At 66.1% G+C, this 16,855-nt stretch carries 15 protein-coding genes and 2 pseudogenes; 10 read left to right on the top strand and 7 right to left on the bottom strand.

Features of this window, described 5'->3' with window-relative positions; all coding sequences use genetic code 11:
* The first annotated feature begins 172 nt into the window (after positions 1 to 172).
* Entirely contained in the window at positions 173 to 391 is a 219-nt protein-coding gene (locus EOE66_RS20805; protein WP_375137494.1) for a hypothetical protein, read from the top strand.
* A pseudogene (locus EOE66_RS20800) lies at positions 392 to 1,448 on the top strand (DMT family transporter).
* Here the strand turns inward: EOE66_RS20800 and EOE66_RS20795 are convergent.
* Entirely contained in the window at positions 1,442 to 2,308 is an 867-nt protein-coding gene (locus EOE66_RS20795; protein WP_128230665.1) for a sterol desaturase family protein, read from the bottom strand. The pseudogene EOE66_RS20800 and the gene EOE66_RS20795 sit on opposite strands and share 7 nt — an antisense overlap.
* A 161-nt stretch (positions 2,309 to 2,469) precedes the next feature.
* Between EOE66_RS20795 and EOE66_RS20790 the strand changes: the two genes are divergently transcribed.
* Entirely contained in the window at positions 2,470 to 3,069 is a 600-nt protein-coding gene (locus EOE66_RS20790; protein WP_164885204.1) for a TetR/AcrR family transcriptional regulator, read from the top strand.
* Positions 3,070 to 3,086: 17 nt separating this feature from the next.
* Here EOE66_RS20790 and EOE66_RS20785 read toward each other — a convergent pair.
* Together EOE66_RS20785 and EOE66_RS20780 are read right to left on the bottom strand one after the other, a co-directional pair.
* Positions 3,087 to 4,118, bottom strand: a pseudogene (locus EOE66_RS20785) (Cj0069 family protein).
* Positions 4,115 to 4,597 (bottom strand): Fe-Mn family superoxide dismutase, encoded by a 483-nt coding sequence (locus EOE66_RS20780; protein ID WP_245479125.1) that lies wholly within the window; start codon positions 4,595 to 4,597, stop codon positions 4,115 to 4,117. Before EOE66_RS20780 ends, EOE66_RS20785 begins: the two are co-directional and overlap by 4 nt.
* A 259-nt stretch (positions 4,598 to 4,856) precedes the next feature.
* On the opposite strand from EOE66_RS20780, the gene EOE66_RS20775 reads away from it, so the two are divergent.
* From EOE66_RS20775 to EOE66_RS20765, 3 genes are read left to right on the top strand one after another with little or no spacing between them, the layout of a single operon-like run.
* Entirely contained in the window at positions 4,857 to 5,519 is a 663-nt protein-coding gene (locus EOE66_RS20775) for an ArsR/SmtB family transcription factor (protein ID WP_128230750.1), read from the top strand.
* 4 nt (positions 5,520 to 5,523) lie between these two features.
* Positions 5,524 to 6,279 carry an MBL fold metallo-hydrolase gene (locus tag EOE66_RS20770; protein WP_128230662.1) on the top strand — a complete coding sequence of 252 codons (756 nt, stop codon included), beginning with the start codon at positions 5,524 to 5,526 and terminating at the stop codon, positions 6,277 to 6,279.
* Between the two features lie 5 nt (positions 6,280 to 6,284).
* Complete coding sequence (locus tag EOE66_RS20765; protein WP_128230661.1) at positions 6,285 to 7,565, top strand: MFS transporter; 1,281 nt, start codon at positions 6,285 to 6,287, stop codon at positions 7,563 to 7,565.
* Positions 7,566 to 7,607: 42 nt separating this feature from the next.
* Here EOE66_RS20765 and EOE66_RS20760 read toward each other — a convergent pair whose 3' ends face one another.
* Positions 7,608 to 8,456: a hypothetical protein gene (locus EOE66_RS20760; protein ID WP_128230660.1), complete on the bottom strand. Its 849-nt coding sequence runs from the start codon at positions 8,454 to 8,456 to the stop codon at positions 7,608 to 7,610.
* 36 nt (positions 8,457 to 8,492) lie between these two features.
* On the bottom strand, positions 8,493 to 8,759 hold the full coding sequence (locus EOE66_RS20755) for a hypothetical protein (RefSeq protein ID WP_128230659.1): 267 nt from the start codon (positions 8,757 to 8,759) through the stop codon (positions 8,493 to 8,495).
* Between the two features lie 159 nt (positions 8,760 to 8,918).
* Between EOE66_RS20755 and EOE66_RS20750 the strand changes: the two genes are divergently transcribed.
* From EOE66_RS20750 to EOE66_RS20735, 4 genes are all read left to right on the top strand, one after another.
* The gene (locus EOE66_RS20750; protein ID WP_205702781.1) at positions 8,919 to 9,170 is read left to right on the top strand and encodes a helix-turn-helix domain-containing protein; all 252 of its coding nucleotides are present in this window, start codon (positions 8,919 to 8,921) and stop codon (positions 9,168 to 9,170) included.
* Between the two features lie 206 nt (positions 9,171 to 9,376).
* On the top strand, positions 9,377 to 10,945 hold the full coding sequence (locus EOE66_RS20745) for a recombinase family protein (protein ID WP_259376404.1): 1,569 nt from the start codon (positions 9,377 to 9,379) through the stop codon (positions 10,943 to 10,945).
* Complete coding sequence (locus EOE66_RS20740) at positions 10,942 to 11,838, top strand: plasmid partitioning protein RepB C-terminal domain-containing protein (RefSeq protein WP_128230658.1); 897 nt, start codon at positions 10,942 to 10,944, stop codon at positions 11,836 to 11,838. Before EOE66_RS20745 ends, EOE66_RS20740 begins: the two co-directional genes overlap by 4 nt.
* On the top strand, positions 11,835 to 12,737 hold the full coding sequence (locus EOE66_RS20735) for a plasmid partitioning protein RepB C-terminal domain-containing protein (protein ID WP_128230657.1): 903 nt from the start codon (positions 11,835 to 11,837) through the stop codon (positions 12,735 to 12,737). Before EOE66_RS20740 ends, EOE66_RS20735 begins: the two co-directional genes overlap by 4 nt.
* Positions 12,738 to 12,754: 17 nt before the next feature.
* On the opposite strand, the gene EOE66_RS20730 is transcribed toward EOE66_RS20735, so the two are convergent.
* Both EOE66_RS20730 and EOE66_RS20725 read right to left on the bottom strand, forming a co-directional pair.
* A complete protein-coding gene (locus EOE66_RS20730; RefSeq protein WP_128230656.1) occupies positions 12,755 to 13,507 on the bottom strand; it encodes a M48 family metallopeptidase in 753 nt (250 codons plus the stop codon).
* Positions 13,507 to 16,803, bottom strand: a complete 3,297-nt coding sequence (locus tag EOE66_RS20725) for a type I restriction endonuclease subunit R (RefSeq protein WP_128230655.1) — start codon at positions 16,801 to 16,803, stop codon at positions 13,507 to 13,509. The genes EOE66_RS20730 and EOE66_RS20725 overlap by 1 nt, the downstream gene beginning before the upstream one ends.
* Positions 16,804 to 16,855: the final 52 nt, after the last annotated feature.

Below are 16,855 nucleotides of genomic sequence, written 5' to 3'. Positions count from 1 at the left end.
CACGTTGCCTGCGCTCGGCGCGACAAATCTAGGCGACCTCGGCAGACTGCCCACCTGTCGCAACACTTGGTCAGTTCATGATCGATCCGCCTGAACCTCTCATCACTGCCGCGCATGCGCCCGATGCAGCCCAGCATCCAGTGGCTGGTGCCGGCGGGCACCCGACAGCGCCGTGATCTACGTCGAGGACCACGGCAAGCCGATGGCGCCCAATGGCCTGAAGGGCAAGCTGACCGTGCTGACCGGCGCCGAGAAATCGGAAGCCGACCTGGTGGTGGCAGGTGACAAGCTCGAAGCCAAGGGCGTTAAGCTGGCCAAGGGTGCCAAGGTCGTGGCCGCACTGACCACATCGGCTGCCAAGGCGACTACCGTGCGATTCACTGTCAAGTAAATGGCCTTTTCCGCTCTAACCCTACCCGCCCTTCGGGGCGGGCTGCTCGCCCTGCTGGCTGCTGCACTGTTCGGCATTAGCACACCGCTGGTGCAGCAGTCTGGCGCGGGGATGGGCGCATTCAGCACAGCCGCACTGCTCTACGCCGGCGCCGCTGCCGTGGGCCTGCTCTCGCGACGAGGCATTGACCGCGAGGCCCGGCTGCAGGCTGCCGACCTGCCGCGGCTGCTGGCCATGGCAGCCTTTGGTGCGGTGATCGGGCCCGTGGCGCTGGCCTGGGGCCTGCAGCACACCAGCGGCACCAGCGCGTCGCTGATGCTGACGCTGGAAGCGCTCTTCACCGCTGTCCTGGCCTGGCGCCTGTACCGCGAGACCATGGACGGCCGGGTCTGGACGGCGATGGCCTTGCTGCTGGCCGGCGGCATGGTGTTGGTGCTGGACCAAGGTCGCAGCGGGGGGTGCGCAGCTGTGGGGACTGCTGGCCGTGCTGCTGGCCACCGCGGCCTGGGGCGTCGACAACACCTTGTCCCGTGCACTGGCCGAGCGCGACCCCGGGCAGGTGGTGCTGGCCAAGGCGCTGCTCGGCGTCACGGCCACCGTGCTGCTGGCCATGCTCTTCGGCGAGCCCTGGCCGTCGGCCGCTGCCGCGCTGGCCCTGTTCGCCATCGGCGCGACGGGCTACGGCTTGAGCCTGCGCTTCTACCTGCTGGCGCAACGGGCCTTTGGCGCCGCCCGCACGGGGTCGGTCTTCGCCTTCGCGCCCTTCATCGGCGCTGCGTTCGCGGTGGCCCTGGGCGACCGCTCGGCCAGCGGCCTGATGGCGCTGGGCAGCGGGCTGATGCTGGCTGGCGTGGTATTGCACCTGGCTGAGTCACATGGTCACGAGCACGCACACGAAGCGCTGGCGCACGAGCATGCCCATCGCCATGACGATGGACACCACGATCACATGCACGAGCCCATGCCCACGGGCGAGCACAGCCATCCACACCGGCACGAGCCGTTGCGACATGCCCATGCGCATGTGCCGGACGCGCACCACATGCATCCTCATTGACGCCGCAACGGTGCCCACAGCACTCGGCGCCAGTCGGTGTCCCGCGGCAGGTGATCGGGGTCGTCCACGCCCAGGTGCCCGGGGTTCTCGCCGGGCCGGTAGACGAGGGTGCCGAAAAGACGATCCCACACGGACAACACGGCGGCATAGTTGCCCTGCACCCCGACCGCATGATGCCAGCGGTGCAGTTCGGTACCCACCAGCAGGTGGTTGAACCATCCGGCGCGGCTGTCCACGTTGAAGTGCGACACCAGGCCCTGCACCGCAGTCACAACGTTGGCGACATACAAGGCCTCGGGTGAAACACCCAACAGCCAGGGCGGCACCGTCAGCAACAGCCGGACGATGACCGCGTTGATCGGATGGCCGACGACGTGCATCACCACGTAGACCTGCTGCGGCAGATGGTGCGCCATATGCACCCGCCAAAGCCAGGCACCCAGCCAGCCGCGCCCCTCGTGACTGGCCCGGTGCACGGCGTACCACAGGCCATCGGTCACCAGCAGCGTCAGGGCGGCGGCAGGCACGACGGGCAGGTCACGCAGCCAGGTGATCGGCGGTGTAAGACCGTGGTGCCAGATCAGCCAGGCAGCCGCGGCATTGGCGGTTGCAATCGTGGCGGCATTGATCAGCAGGTAGGGCATGTCACGCCGCACCAGCAACGCGCGGGTCATGCCCCAGCGCCGATCCAGCGGCCACAGGACTTCCAGCGACAACAGCACCGCAACCAGCACGACGATGAAGGCGCCATGCTGCCAGGCCGGTGGTGCACCTGCCTGGGACAAGACATGCCCGAGGTAAAGCAGGGTGCCGCCAGCCACGGCGGGGTAGGTCCAACGGCGAACCAGGTGGCGGGTCATGGGCAGGCTTTCGTGATTGGGTCATTCGGAGTTCCTGGACAATGCGTCCAGTTTCAACCGCCATGTCCAGCGGATGACGCCGCAATCTTGCGGGAATGGCGACGTGCCGCCGTGCACGCGGCGCGTCGCCGTGACCCGTACTGGACACCAGAGGAGTGCATGTGCAGAAAGACAAACCTGGGGCCACCCCAACGGCCTCCGGCGCATCGTCCAACGACAGGCGCGTGCGTCGTACCCGCGAAGCTCTGCGGGAGGCATTGCTGTCGCTCCTCGCCGAGGTGGGCTGGGATCAGATCGATGTGGCAACGCTGTGCGAGCGCGCCGATGTTGGCCGCTCGACCTTCTATTTGCACTACACCGACAAGACCGCCCTGTTGCGCGGCGCCTTCGATGACCTGCAGGCCCTCCTGCACCTCACCGCGTCCGACGCGGATCCGACCGCCCCCTATCCGTTCCTGCCAGGCCTGCTGGCGCATGTGCATGAGCAGCGGATCGTCTTCCGATCGCTGCTGGGTCGACGCTCCGGCCAGGTGGTGCGAGACCACTTCAGCGCGCTGTTGATTGACCTGTTCGCCCAGGCACACGACGGCAGCGCCCGACATCACCGCGCCCGACCCGGCGCTGACGACGCCAGGTCACACATGCTGGCGGGCTGCCTGTTCCAGCTGATGGTGTGGTGGATGGGCATGGCGCGGCCGGCACCGCCCCAGGACATCGCGAGCATGTTCCAGACCTTTGCAGTAGCCCGCGCCAGCGCGTGACCACGCGGAGACGAGCGTCAGGCCTGCGTCGAGACGGGCGTGCCGGCGCGGCGCCCCACCGCCTCGACCAGCGGGGCGATCGCCGAGGGCGGAAACGGCGACACGCTGCTGACGTTGATCTCGCACAGCACGAAGCGCTGGGCGCCGTCCGCGCCCGCCTCGCCATGCATGAAGTCGCAGTCCCACAGCAGGGGCAGCTGCTCGTACGCCAGGCCGACCCGTTCGCGCAGCAGGGTGATCCAGCCCGACGCCAGTCGCTGCGTCAGCCCCTGGAACTCGGCCAGATCGGGCCCGTGGTACAGCCGCGGCCCCGGCAGCGGCGCATCGGGATGCAGGGCGTTCACGGCCTGGACGCCAAAGCCCACCACGCGGTCTTCGACCAGGTAGGCGCGCACCATGCCCTCGGCCAAGCGAGGCTGCCAGGCCTGGTCAAGCATGTGGCCACCGGCTTCGCGCGCGAAGTACGGCGCCAACGTTGCCATCAAGCCTGCCAGGTCCAGGCGCTGCGGCGTGTGGCCGCGCTGGGCATGCTGCACGAGTAAATCACCGTCGCCGGACTGCTAGACACGCCACACACCGATGCCGCTGTGGCCACGGTGCTGCTTGAGCACGCGCGCGCCTTGACGCAGGCGCTGCGGCAGCTCGGACGCAAGCTGCGCCAGGCTGTCGACGCGGTGCACGTCGCTGCCGAACGGCAGATCGCGCGTCTCGAACAGAACGTCCTTGGTGCCCAGGCGCAGCACCGCGTCAGGGTGGGCGCTGACCAGCACGCCCGCCTGGGCCACCTCGCGCAACATCGCATCCAGCCGTTCGCGGCGGCGCCCGTCTTCGATGGGGTTGCACCACACCAGCACGGCCTGCACACCGCGCAACTGGGCCGCCACCTCGTCGGCAAAGTCGTCGTGGTAGACGGCGGGCTCGGCGCGCACACCCGCAGCCGCCAGGGCCTCGAAGAGCGCGGCGAAGCGGCTGGCCGCCGGATCGGCGCGGTCGCGCGCTGCCCGGTCTCCGGGGTACAGCAGCGCGACCCTCGGTGCCGGTGTGGTCATGTCGCTGACCCTGCCGCAGGCTTGTCGGCCAACGGCCGCCCTGCGGCCTGCCACGCGTCGATGCCGCCGCGCAGGTAGCGTGCATCCAGCCCCGCCGCGCGCAGGCGCATCGCGGTGACCCGACCGACCTCGTAGCCGTAGACGCAATAGACCACCAGGGCACGATCAGCAGGCACATTGCCAGACCAGTCGGCCACCGCAGACGGATCGCACCAGCGTGCCCCGGGCAGCACCGTGCTCGCCTGGTCGAACACACCGGCCCGGCGCACATCGAGCAGCAGCGCATCGCCAATGTCGTCCTGCGCGACACCAAAGGGCTCGCAGGCCGCGTGCACGGCCTGCTGGTAGCGCCCGTACACGGCGGCCCAGTCGATGTTGGCCATGAAGGCGTCGACGTAGGCGCCCGCAGCCGCGCCGAAGTCCAGGTGGTAGGCGTGTTCGTACATGTCCAGCGCCAGGATGCCCATCGCGGCCAGCACCCCGCTGACGCCAGGAAACGAGGCATGCAGCGTGTTCGGCGCGCAGATCGGGGCGAAGCGTTCCCACCTCGTCGTTGGCGTGCACCACGGACGCCAGCGCCGTGCCCGGGAACAGGGCCAGCCGCAGCGCTGCGGCGGACGTTTGATCGGGTCGGTCATGGCGCGCATCCAGACAGAAAATCCGGTGGTGATATGGATGTGGCCTGGATGTGGCCAGAATCATGCGCCAATCATTCTAACGTTCGTTAGAATGATTGGCATGAACAAGCGTGACCTCAAGGACTTGCTCTACGAGCAGGTCGCCCGTATCGGCAAGGCCCTGTCCAGCCCCAAGCGGCTGGAGATCTTGGAGATGCTGGCCCAGGGAGAGAAGGCCGTCGAGACCGTCGCCGCCGAGGTGGCGATCGACGTCAAGCTCGCCAGCGCGCACCTGAAGGCGCTGAAGGAAGCACGCCTGGTGCAGGCGCGCCGGGAAGGCAAGCGCATGATCTACCGGCTCAGCGGCAGCGATGTCGCCCAGCTCGGCGTGACGTTGCGCCATGTCGCCGAAGAGCATCTGCTCGAACTGCGCTTGGCCTTGCAACAGATGATGGCCGAGCCCGACCGGCTCACCCAGGTCAGCCGCAAGGATCTGCTGGCCCAGGCCAAGCGCGGCGAGGTCGTGGTGCTCGACGTTCGCCCGCCCGAAGAGTTCGACACCGCCCACCTGCCGTTCGCCCGGTCGGTGCCCCTGGCCGAGCTGGCGCACCGACTGGCCGAGCTTCCGCGCGACGTGGAGATCGTCGCCTACTGCCGCGGCCCCTTCTGCCTGATGTCTGACGAAGCCGTGAAGCTGCTGCGCGAGCATGGCTACCGCGCGCGCAAGAGCTTCGATGGCGTGACCGAGTGGCAGGCCGCCGGGCTGTCACTCGCGCGCCGGTGACACCATGTTCTTCCGCCAACGCTCCACGGCCAACGCCACGCTGTCGTACCTCTTCGGTTGCGCCGGCCACCAGGTGGCCATCGCTGTCGATGTGGTCGCCGGAGACGAAGCCTGGTTCGCTGCCGAAGCCGAGAGGGCAGGCGCACGCATCACCCAGGTCATCGACACCCATGTGCACGCCGATCACTACTCCGGCGGTCCCGAGCTCGCCCGGCGCGTTGGAGCCGCGTATGGCTTGCATGCGAGCAACCGAGGCCGCATGGCCTTCGCGTTCACGCCGCTGCACGACGGGCAGCGCATCACGGCCGGCAACGTGATTGTCGATGTCATCCACACGCCCGGGCACACGCCGGACAGCATCTGCCTGCTGGTGCGCGACCTGCGCCGGGGCGATGAGCCGTGGTTCGTGATCACCGGCGACACGCTCTTCGTCGGCGCCGTGGGGCGGCCGGACCTGGCGGGCCGCGAGCGAGAGATGGCCGCACAACTGCACGACACCTTGCACCAGAAACTGCTGTGCCTGCCCGCCGAGCTGGAGATCTACCCCGGCCACCAGGCGGGCAGCGCCTGCGGCGCGGGGCTCTCGGGCAAGCCGGCATCGACGATCGGATTCGAGAAGCGCTTCAACGCCATGCTGGCCATGGACAAGCAAGCCTTCGTCGACGCGTTGACGGCAGAGATCCCACCCGCGCCGACCGACATGGCCGCGATCATCGAAGCGAACCTGCGGGGCGTCACGCCCGGGGCCACACAGGCGTGAGCCCGATGCAGTTCGGCATCCGCGTCAACCTCCCCCAGTTCCTGCAGCAACTGCTGCAGGTGCTGCTGGTGGGCATGACCATCGGCATGATGCGCAACGTCGTACCGGCGCTGGCCGAAGGCGAGTTCGGCGTGCCCAGGGGGTCCTTCCTGCTGCTGGTGGCCTTCGTCGTCGCGTTCGGCTTCGTCAAAGGCTCGATGAATTTCGTGGCCGGGCGGCTGGCCGAACGGATCGGACGCAAGCGCGTGCTGCTGTTGGGCTGGCTGGTGGCGCTGCCGATCCCCGCGCTGATCTACTTTGCGCCGACCTGGTCATGGGTGGTCTTCGCCACGGTGCTGCTGGGCATCAACCAGGGGCTGACCTGGTCGATGACGCAGACGGCCAAGCTCGACTTCACCCGCGCCGACCAGCGCGGCCTGGTGATCGGACTGAACGAGTTCTCCGGCTATGTCGGCGTGGCGCTGGCCGGCGTTGTCACCGGCTACCTGGCGGCCTGGCTGGGCCCGCGGCAAGGCCTGTTGTGGTTCGGCGCGGCGGTCATCGGAATGGCGACGCTGCTGTCGTGGCTGGCCGTCAGCGAGACCTTGCCCTGGGCGCGCGACGAAGTGAAGCGCCACGGCGGCCCCTCGGCGTCGGCGTTGCGTCCGCGCTACCCCACCGGCGTGAGCGCGCACCCGTCCACGCGTGAGATGTTCGCCCTGATGAGCTGGGGCGACCGTCGCATGGCAGCGCTGTGCCAGGCCGGCCTGGTGGAGAAATTCGTCGATGCACTGGTCTGGGCCTTCTGGCCGGTCTATCTGCACCAGCGCGGCGTCGACCTGCCGGGCATCGGCTGGATCGTCGGCATCTACGGTTTCACCTGGGGCGCGGCGCAGTTCTTCACCGGCAAACTGTCGGACCGGCTGGGGCGGCACCTGCTGAACGCCTGGGGCATGTGGATCTGCGGAGCCGGTGTGGCGCTGGTGCCGCTGGGTTCGGGTGCGGTCTGGTGGAGCGTTTCGGCTGCCGTGGCGGGCCTGGGCATGGCGATGCTGTACCCCAATCTCAGCGCGGCGGTGGCCGACATCGCGCACCCGAACTGGCGCGCTTCGGCGATCGGCATCTACCGCTTCTGGCGCGACCTCGGCTACGGCATCGGCGCCCTCGGCCTGGGCGTTGCCGCAGCCCTCGGCGGCAGCCTGGAGACCGCCTTCTGGTTCGTCGCCGTGGCGATGCTGGCCTCGGGCGCGGTGCTGTTGCGCTGGGGTGAGGAGACGCATCCCAGGCTCAATCCTGCCAGCACCTGACTCGTGCAGCGCGGTCTGCCGACCTTCAAGGCGCCAGACGAATCAGAGCTTCGCGTCGCCGGTCTTCGGCCTCTCGCCATGGATGTTGCCCGCGCCAGACGCCATGTACTTCATGAACGAGCGCCCCGCATCGAGATCCACCAGTTGGCCGAATCCGGACGCCAGGATCTTGACCCCGTTCCTGTGCTGGGGCTGGTAGCTGACGCCGAAAGCTTTGCGGCAGGCGGGGTCGAGCCGGATCTTGTCACCGCTGCCGCTGCGGACGAACGGGAAGTCCAGGCACTGCCCTTCGAACAGCTCCGCGCCGTGGATGGCGGGGTCGCCTTGCTGCGGCGCGATGGTTCCGCCGTTCACGATCATGAAGGCGCTCTTGATGGGCGCGGTGTCCGCGTACTTGGCCTGCACGTCGGCCACCATCTTCTCGTAGGCATAGCGGCCGCTCGCGTCATCGCGCCAGACGGCCCAGACCTTCCCTTCGAAGACGAAGATCTTCACGAAATCGAAGTTCGACTTCGTTTCCGGATGCAGGTCGAACCGGATGCCCGCCTTCACCTTGGCACCGGTCGCCGGGCTGGTGAGCTCGTAGTCGGACTGCTTGAGATTGATCGGCCGGTCGTTGGCATCCTTGCTGCCCGGCGGGAAGCGTTTCCGGATGGCAGCCACGGCCTCGGCCTCGCTCATGCCCAACTTCACGCCGAGAAGGTCGTACGAGGTGATCACCCCCTTGGTGTCTTGCGGTTTGTAGATGGATGTGGCGTGCACGGCCCCGACGCTCAGGGCGGCGAGGAGCACGGCAGCGGTGAGGCCGCGATACGGACGGACGGTAGACAGCGTCATGTTGGTTTTATGGAAGAGAAGGATGTGGGCATGCGGCCGCGCGCCGGTCTGCATGCGCAGACCTCGCGGCCTTTGTCCGGGCTGATACGGTCAGCGCTGCGCCACAGCGCTGACCGCTTGCCAAGTCTCTTGAATGGAGCCGTTCAGTTCAGGATCGGAGTCCTTGCGCGCGGCTGTCGCGGCAGCAAGCAGGACCGCATCCGGAATGCCGGTCGCGGCCAGACGCGTATTGCTCCGTTCTGCCGGTCGCGCTTTGCTCTGACTGCGCGCCCCGGTCTCGGATGCATGCGCCTCAACGGCGCTCAACAAGCTCAATGCAACAGCGCCGATGGTTGCCACAAACGGGCGAGTCTTCATGTTCTTGGCCTCCCCAGGCGAAACGTGGAGCCGGTTCAACCGGCTCGATGGCGACCGTCTCGGCGATTGGCATGCGGACATGCGTGAGATCGGTTCAATTTCGCTTTGTACCATATATGCGGGTGCATATATGCGTCTAAATCCTCACCATTTCCGAGGATGCGTAAAGCCCAAGACGAACTGGTATTGCGAGCCGCCGCCGCTGAAATCAAAGCGCGTCGCGGCCGCATTGACATCAGCCAAGAGGAGTTGGCGCACCGCGCGGATGTCCACCGGTCCTTCATCGCGCGCGTGGAAGTGGCGCAGACGCAGCCCTCGCTGGCCGTCTTGGTCAGGATTGCTGACGCGTTGGAGGTGGACGCAGCTGAGCTCGTGCGCGCCATCGTTGAGCGCTGCAAACGCGAGGCATAGAGCAGGAAAGTCTCTGCAGCAGCAGGCGTTCCATATCCCGATCGCGAGGGCACATCTCGCGCCGTGCCATCAAGCCGCCGCTTGCCAGCCTTTCATGCGGGGAGGTACCGAGACAGTGCGTCGGCGCCCGCGTCATGAAGCCGTCACGAACTGACCAGACCATGTAGGCATCACATGCAAGCGTTGCGATCAGGTGAGGCTATCGGGTGCAGGATCAGGCTGGGCAGAGCGATGAAGACGATGCCGAGGACGCCGGGATACCGGTGGCCCAGTACGTTCGCATGTCCACGGAACATCAGAGGTACTCGACTGAAAATCAGTCCGTCACGATCAGCGAGTACGCAGCCCGCCACGGGATGCGCATCGTGCGGACGTACGAGGATTCCGGCAAGAGCGGGCTGAACCTCCGGGGCCGCAGTGGTCTGCAGGCCTTGCTTCACGACGTGAAGCAACCCAATCCGAAGTTCAGTTCCGTGCTGGTTTACGACGTCAGCCGCTGGGGCCGCTTCCCTGACCCCGACGAAGCCGCTGTCTATGAGCACGCGTGCAAGAGCCGCGGCATCCGGGTCATTTACTGCGCCGAGCCCTTCAACAACGACGGCTCATTGCCGTCCACTGTGTTCATCGGCATCAAGCGCAGCATGGCGGCCGAGTACAGCCGTGAGCTGTCAGTGAAGGTGTTCGCCGGCGCCAGCAACATCGTCCGGCACGGCTTTCGCCAAGGTGGCATCGCCGGGTTCGGGCTGCGGCGTCAGTTGGTCGACGAGCAACAGAACGTCAAGGGGCTGCTGTCGCGCGGCGAGAAGAAGAGCATCCAGACCGACCGCGTGGTGCTGGTGCCCGGCCCGCCCGAAGAGGTGGCGGTCGTGCATCGCATCTATCGGCTCTTTCTCGAAGACTGCATGCCGGAGCGCGTGATCGCCTCCGTGCTCAACCGGGAAGGCATCCCGTCGGACACGGGGCGCGCCTGGACGCGCGGCACGGTCCACCAGATCCTGACCAACGAGAAGTACATCGGCAACAACGTCTACAACCGCACGTCGTACAAACTCAAGGTCCGGCATGTGCGCAACCCGCCGGAAGAATGGGTGCGTCGCGACAGTGCGTTCGAAGCCATTGTTCCGATGCACATGTTCGTCCAAGCCCAGGCAATCATCGCCGCGCGCTCCCAGCATCTGGATGACGATCAGTTGCTGGATCTTCTCAGACGGACGCTGCAGAAGCACGGCGCTCTGTCCGGCATCGTCATCGACGAAGACGAGGACGCGCCGTCCAGCTCCACATATCGCAGCAGGTTCGGCTGCCTGCTGCGGGCCTACAGCCTCATCGGCTACACCCCGCGGCGCGACTATGCCTATCTGGAGATCAATCGGGCGCTACGCCGACACCATCCCGAACTGATCGATCAGATGGCGGCCAACCTCGTCAGCACAGGCGGCTGGACGGTGCGTGACCCCTTGACAGACCTGCTCACCGTCAACGGCGAGTTCACCGTGTCGCTGGTGATCGCGAGATCGAAACCGACACCCGCTGGATCACAACGGTGGCGGATCCGCTTCGACGCCAGCCTGCTGCCGGACATCACCGTCGTGGCGCGCATGGACCCCGGAAACCAGCGGGTCTTCGACTACTACGTTTTCCCAGCCATCGACTTCATTCCAGACACGTTGCCGACGCTGGAAGACAACGGCTTCACACTGGATGCCTACCGCACGGATTCGCTCGACTTCTTCTACCAAGTGGCGGGACGTGTTTCTCTGCAGGACGCCGCATGACCCAATCGTCCCCCCACATTGAAATGATCCCGATTGCCGACATCGCGGTGGTCAACCCACGTGTCCGCAACCCGAGGATCCACAAGACCATCACCGAGAGCATTGATCAGGTCGGTCTGAAGAGGCCGATCACCGTGCGGCGCGTACCGCCCGGGCAAGGTGGCGCGCCCTATGCGCTGATCTGCGGCCAAGGGCGTCTGGAGTCCTGCCGGATGCTGGGGCAGACCGAGATCGCCGCCTTGATCGTCGACGTCGACGAAGAGACCGGGCACGTGATGAGCATTGTGGAGAACGTTGCCCGGCGAACGCCCCGCGCCGTGGAGACGCTCGAGCATGTGCGTGTCCTCAAGCAGCGCGGCTACACCGATTCCGAAGTGGCGGCCAAACTCGGCTGCACGCCCTCGTGGGTCAACAACGTGGTGAACTTGCTGGAGCGCGGCGAGAAGCGATTGCTGGCGGCCACCGAAGCAGGCCATATACCGATCAACCTGGCTGTCAGCATCTCCCGCGCGAGCGGTGCCGACGCGCAGCAGCTGCTGATGGACGCCTACGAAAGCGGGGAGCTGACAGGACGAAAAATCACCGTGGTTCGCAAGATCCTTGAGCAACGCGAGCGCAGCGGCAAGAAGGGCACAAATTCGTTTGCCAGGGGGCCGACACGGCGCCAGATGAGCCCCGAGGACCTGGCGAAGCTGTACCAGCGCGACGTCGAGATGCACCGGCGGATCCAGAAGAAGGCCGAGTACACGCAAAAATCGCTGCTGCTGGCCCAGCAGATCTTCAAGGAACTGTTCGCGAGCAAGGAGTTCTGCGCCCTGCTACGTTCCGAGAAGCTGGTGAGCGTGCCGCAACCCTTGGCTGAATTGGTGCCGCGCGGGGGCCTGGTGCGATGAGCCAGAAGCCGCCAAAGTCGGTCCGGCTGGGGTTCGAGCGGAATTGCAAGGAGATCGCGCTCGACCTGCTCCAGCCAGGCATCCCCTTGCCGGCCGGCATCAAAGAGACCGTCAAATATCACCAGATTCGCACATCGGTGCAGGCCATCGGCCTTGTGGAGCCGATCGTGGTGGCGCACAGCCGCGAGACTGCCGGCACGTTCATAGTGCTCGACGGACGCATGCGCCTGGAGGCGCTGCGCGAATTGGCCGCGCAGAACGCACTCTGCCTCATCTCGACGGACGACGAGGCCTACACCTACAACAAGCGCGTCAACCGACTCTCGGTGGTGCAGGAGCACCGCATGATCGTCCGTGCCGCCGAGCGGGGCGTGTCCGTCCAGCAACTCGCCGATGTTCTGGCCGTATCCCCCGGCGCCATACGGCAGCAGTTCAAGCTGCTCGATGGCATCTGCAGCGAGGCGGTGTCACTGCTGGCCGACAAGCCTGCCACCCACGGCATGTTCAAGGTGCTGAAGCAGATGAAGCCGTTCCGGCAGATTGACGTGGCGCAGGCCATGATCAACCTCAACAACTACACCATCAAGTTGGCGCTGGCCATGCTGCAGGCCACACCGCCGGAACAACTGACGGAAGAGGCGACAGCAAAGGGTCAGCGCGCCGGCCCGACGGAGGCACTTCAGCGACTGCAGCGTGAACTGGCCGCCGTGCAGGCCGACACCAAGCTTCTGGAGGAAGGCTACGGGCCGGCCAACCTGCAGTTGGAGATCATCAAGACCTACGTTGGCAAGACGCTGCTCGAAAACGCCGCCGTGGTCCGTTGGCTGGCGAAGACACACGCCGAGTACCTGCAACAGCTTCAGCTGATTGCGGAGATCAAGCAACTGCCGACGCAGTAGCGCTGCAACCCGCCGGTTCAGATTCGGAGCACGTCCTCTGCCATGCCATCCAATCGCTGCTTGACGGCCTTCCAGCCCGGCAGGTGCCGGTCCAGCAGCCGATAGAACCGCGGGCTGTGGTCGTGGCTGGCCAGGTGACACAGCTCGTGCAGCACCACGTAGTCGATGCATTCGCGCGGCGCCCTGACCAGGCCGGGGTGCAAGGTGATGCGCCCAGTGGGGGAGCAACTGCCCCATTGCACGCGCATGGCCCGCAATCGCATCGGCGGCGATGCCTTCACCCAGCGAAGCCCCATCGCAACCGAATCCATCCGCTCACGAAGCACCTCTCGGGCACGTTGCCGATACCAATGGTCAAGCGCCTGCTGCACCGTTGCCGAAGCCGCTTCGCGCACGACCACTTCCAGGCAAGCACCCCGCAGCTTGCACGACGGCGTTGCCACTTCGTCGACGATGACCCGCAAGCGATACCGACGGCCCAGGTAGTGCACCGCCTCACCGCTGACGTATTCACGGGGGCGAACATGGGCCGTGCGCGCACGGGCAGCCTCTACGTGATCGAGGATCCATCGCGACCGTTTCTTCACGGCGACGATGACTGCTTCGTGTCCGACGCCTTCGGGTGCGTCCACGAGCACCCGCCCATCGGGCTCGACGTGGATCGCCACCTTCGATGGCTTTCGATCACGTTGCACCCGCACCGAAAACGAAATGACTTCGTCTCCGTAGCGGATGCTGAAGCGCCCTGCCCGGACCTCGGCACCGGCCATCACACTTTTCCAAGCCCCAGGCGCGTGATCTGCACGATCTGGTCCACGGCCTGTTTCGCGCCGTCCAGGCCCAGGGTCTTGAACAGCAGCGGCAGCAGCCCCTTGCGAATAGCCGCTTCGATGCTCTGCGGGCTCAGCGAGTTTTCGGCCACCGCATCACGCACCACCTGGTCGATGGCCAAGGCCTGCGCCACCACGGCATCGCGTGCAGGGACGTCCATGGCGGCCACGGCGTCATCGCCCATAACCAGGCGCAGCACGCCGAAGTAGGCCCGGGCATGGGGCTGGTCGGCTAGCGCGTCGGGCGTGCCGGGCGCCTGTCGGGCACCCAGCTTGTCCTCGAAGTCCTTGAACAGGGCGTACTGTTTCAGCGGGTGCTCGAACATGGCCTCGGCTTCGGCGATGGCCTGCCGCAGCAGCTCACCGAACACCTTCTGCGCGTACGGGTCTTCTGCCAACTCTTGCTCGATGGTCTTGCGCAGCCGCGTACGGATCAAGTCGGTCTCGTTGCGGGTCTTCTCCTCGGACCATTGCGCCGGGTCTTCGGGCTGGCCGAGCTGATGCACCAGGTACACGCCCTCGGGCTCACGCACTTCCTTGCCGATGACCTGCTTGTCCACCAGGCGGCGGATCTGGTCTTCGTAGACGCTGTAGTCCACCACCTCCATCGCGTCGCGACGTGCGGTCTGACGCAGCTCAGTAAAAAGGCGCAGGTCGGCCTTGTACTGCGCGATCAGACCTTCCGAAAAGCTCTTGTCCTCAAAGAAGCTGCGGCTGGCCAGCGCCGTCTGCAGGCACAAGCCGAAGGCCGTGACGGCCGCATAGAAGTCATCCCGCAGCTTCTGCCGTTCGTCGTACTCATCGCCTTCAGGGGCAGTGACGAACTTCGGCGTCAGCACCTGGCGGTACTGCTCGCGGTCACGCTTGTTGGCCACGCCCTTGAAGAAGGACCAAAGCTTGTCGTGCAGGGCCGGCAAGCGCTTGTACTCGGTGCTGACCTGCTGGTACAGGCCTTCCAGGTCGTTGAGATCGAAGCCGCCCTGCGTGCGTTCTTCCAGGTCCTGGTAAGCGCGGATCGCCGTGTCCAGCTCTTTCAGGATGCCGCGGTAGTCCACCAGCAGGCCGAAGCGCTTGGCATCGTGCAGCCGGTTGACCCGCGCCACGGCCTGGATCAGGTTGTGGCCCTTCAGGGGCTTGTCGATGTAGAGCACCGCGTTGCGCGGCTCGTCAAAGCCCGTCAGCAGCTTGTCGACGACGATCAGCAGGTCGGGCTCGCCATCGCTGCCGAAGTCGGCGATCAGCTGCTTCTCGTAGTCTTCCGGGTCCCGCCCGCTGGCCAGCACGGTCTGCTTCCACCACTTCTGAACCTCGGGCAATGTGTCCTCGTCGACCTCGGCATTGCCCTCGCGGGTGTCGGGCGCCGAGATCACGACGGCGCTGCTGACCAGGCCGGTGTCGTCCAGCGCCTTCTTGTAGCGGATGGCGTCCTGCTTGCTGTCGGTGGCGATCTGACCCTTCAGCCCCGCGCCCAGCTGCTTGAAGTTCTGGTCGAAGTGGCTGGCGATGTCCCAGGCAATCAGCTCGATGCGGCCGGCCGCGCCATAGATCGCCCCCTTCTTGGCGAACTTCTTCTTCAGGTCGGCGCGCTGCGCGTCGCTGAGGCTGGCCGTCAGCTTGTCGAACCAGCGGTTCACCGCCTCTTCGTTGATCGTCAGCTCGGGCACCCGCTCTTCGTACAGCAGCGGCGCCACGGTTTCATCTTCCACCGCCCGCTGCATGGTGTAGGCATGCACGATGGGGCCGAACTTGCTGGCTGTCTTCTCGTTCTTCAGCAACGGCGTGCCGGTGAAGGCCACGTAGGCCGCACGGGGCAGCGCCTGCTTCATGCGCTCGTGCGTCTCGCCACCGTGGCTGCGGTGGCCCTCGTCCACCAGCACGATCAGGTTGGGGGAGTCGTTGCGGCACTCCGGCAACTTGGACGCCGCGTTGAACTTGTGCACCAGCGTGAACGAGATGCGTTCCGTGCCACTACCGATACGCCGTGCCAAGTCACGGCCCGACAGCGCCCGGCACTTTTCACCGTCCTTCACCGAGGCCATGGCCGAACCAAAGGCGCCGCCTGACATGAAGTTGCGCGCCAGCTGGCTTTCCAAATCCACCCGGTCGGTCACCACCACCACGCGACACTCGGCCAGTGCCTCCACGAGCAACAGCGCCTTGGTGAGGAACACCATCGTGAAGCTTTTTCCCGATCCAGTGGTGTGCCAGATCACCCCGCCCTCGCGACCACCATCGGGCCGCAGCTGGCCCAGCCGCTGCAGCAGCGCGCGGATGCCGAAGAACTGCTGGTAGCGGGCGACGATCTTGCCCACCTTGCGGTCGAACAGCACATAGCCGCGCAGGAATTCGAGCAACCGGGCTGGCGTCAGCAGGCCGATCAGGAGCACGTCCTGTTCGGACGTGGCCATGGTCTCGGCCCACAGGCCCTCGAAGTAGGCCCGCAGCGCTGGCGGCTTGCCATCAAACAGGAGGTCGCGCACGTCGGTGGCGAGCGGCGCGTTCTTCAACGCCAGCCAGTGCGGCTCGCTGAATTCTTCGTCGCGCCAACGGGCCCAGAACTTGGCCGCCGTGCCGGTGGTGCCATAGCGGCCCTCGGTCTGGCTGATGGCCAGCAGCAACTGGGCGTAGGCAAACAACTGTGGAATCTCGTCCGGCCGCTGGTTGCGCAGGTGCTGGCTGACGCCCTCGGTCACCATGGACTTCGCAGCGTGCGAGCCCTCGGGCCGCTTGGCCTCGATCACAACCAGGGGCAGGCCGTTGACGTAGCCCACGATGTCGGGTGCGCGGTGGTGCGTGCCCTGGGCCGACAGCACCTGCAGCTCTTCCGTCACATCGAAGCGGTTCGCCGTCGGGTCGGGGTTGCACCAGTCGATGATCGCAATCGTCGGCTGGTGCTTCTTGCCGTCGGGCATGAACTCGGTGACCGTGATGCCCAGGGCCAGCTTGGCGTACAGCCGTTCGTTGGCCGGCAACAAGCCCTCGGCCAAGTTCAGAGCCGACAGCTCGCGCACGATCTGCTCGATGCCGCTGCTGGACAGTGGGTAGCGCTGCCCCTTGTAGTCGTAGCGCCGGGTCTGCAGCACCTCCACTAGGCGGTGCTCGAGGATCACCTCGCGCGTGCCACCGCGCAGCGCCAGCGCCTGGGCGGTAGACAGAAAGTTCCAGCCCAGATTGCACAGCAGGTGCAGCGCGGGGATGTGAGCGCTGTACTGTTCTCGGGGGTTCGGGGTGGTCATCGCGGTGCGCCCCGGCCAGGCAAGAAAAAGCCGCCAAGGTTGCGCATGCGTG

Source organism: Rubrivivax rivuli, from assembly GCF_004016505.1.
Lineage (GTDB): Bacteria > Pseudomonadota > Gammaproteobacteria > Burkholderiales > Burkholderiaceae_C > Rubrivivax > Rubrivivax rivuli.
This window is presented reverse-complemented; position numbering and strand designations above follow the sequence as displayed.

Excerpts from the sequence above, each read along its gene's own strand:
- EOE66_RS20795 (WP_128230665.1), bottom strand. The coding sequence starts at position 2,308 with ATGACCCGCCACCTGGTTCGCCGTTGGACCTACCCCGCCGTGGCTGGC.
- EOE66_RS20755 (WP_128230659.1), bottom strand. The coding sequence starts at position 8,759 with ATGAAGACTCGCCCGTTTGTGGCAACCATCGGCGCTGTTGCATTGAGC.
- EOE66_RS20740 (WP_128230658.1), top strand. The coding sequence starts at position 10,942 with ATGACCCAATCGTCCCCCCACATTGAAATGATCCCGATTGCCGACATC.
- EOE66_RS20765 (WP_128230661.1), top strand. The coding sequence starts at position 6,285 with ATGCAGTTCGGCATCCGCGTCAACCTCCCCCAGTTCCTGCAGCAACTG.
- EOE66_RS20725 (WP_128230655.1), bottom strand. The coding sequence starts at position 16,803 with ATGACCACCCCGAACCCCCGAGAACAGTACAGCGCTCACATCCCCGCG.
- EOE66_RS20735 (WP_128230657.1), top strand. The coding sequence starts at position 11,835 with ATGAGCCAGAAGCCGCCAAAGTCGGTCCGGCTGGGGTTCGAGCGGAAT.
- EOE66_RS20730 (WP_128230656.1), bottom strand. The coding sequence starts at position 13,507 with ATGGCCGGTGCCGAGGTCCGGGCAGGGCGCTTCAGCATCCGCTACGGA.
- EOE66_RS20770 (WP_128230662.1), top strand. The coding sequence starts at position 5,524 with ATGTTCTTCCGCCAACGCTCCACGGCCAACGCCACGCTGTCGTACCTC.
- EOE66_RS20760 (WP_128230660.1), bottom strand. The coding sequence starts at position 8,456 with ATGCAGACCGGCGCGCGGCCGCATGCCCACATCCTTCTCTTCCATAAA.
- EOE66_RS20750 (WP_205702781.1), top strand. The coding sequence starts at position 8,919 with ATGCGTAAAGCCCAAGACGAACTGGTATTGCGAGCCGCCGCCGCTGAA.
- EOE66_RS20775 (WP_128230750.1), top strand. The coding sequence starts at position 4,857 with ATGAACAAGCGTGACCTCAAGGACTTGCTCTACGAGCAGGTCGCCCGT.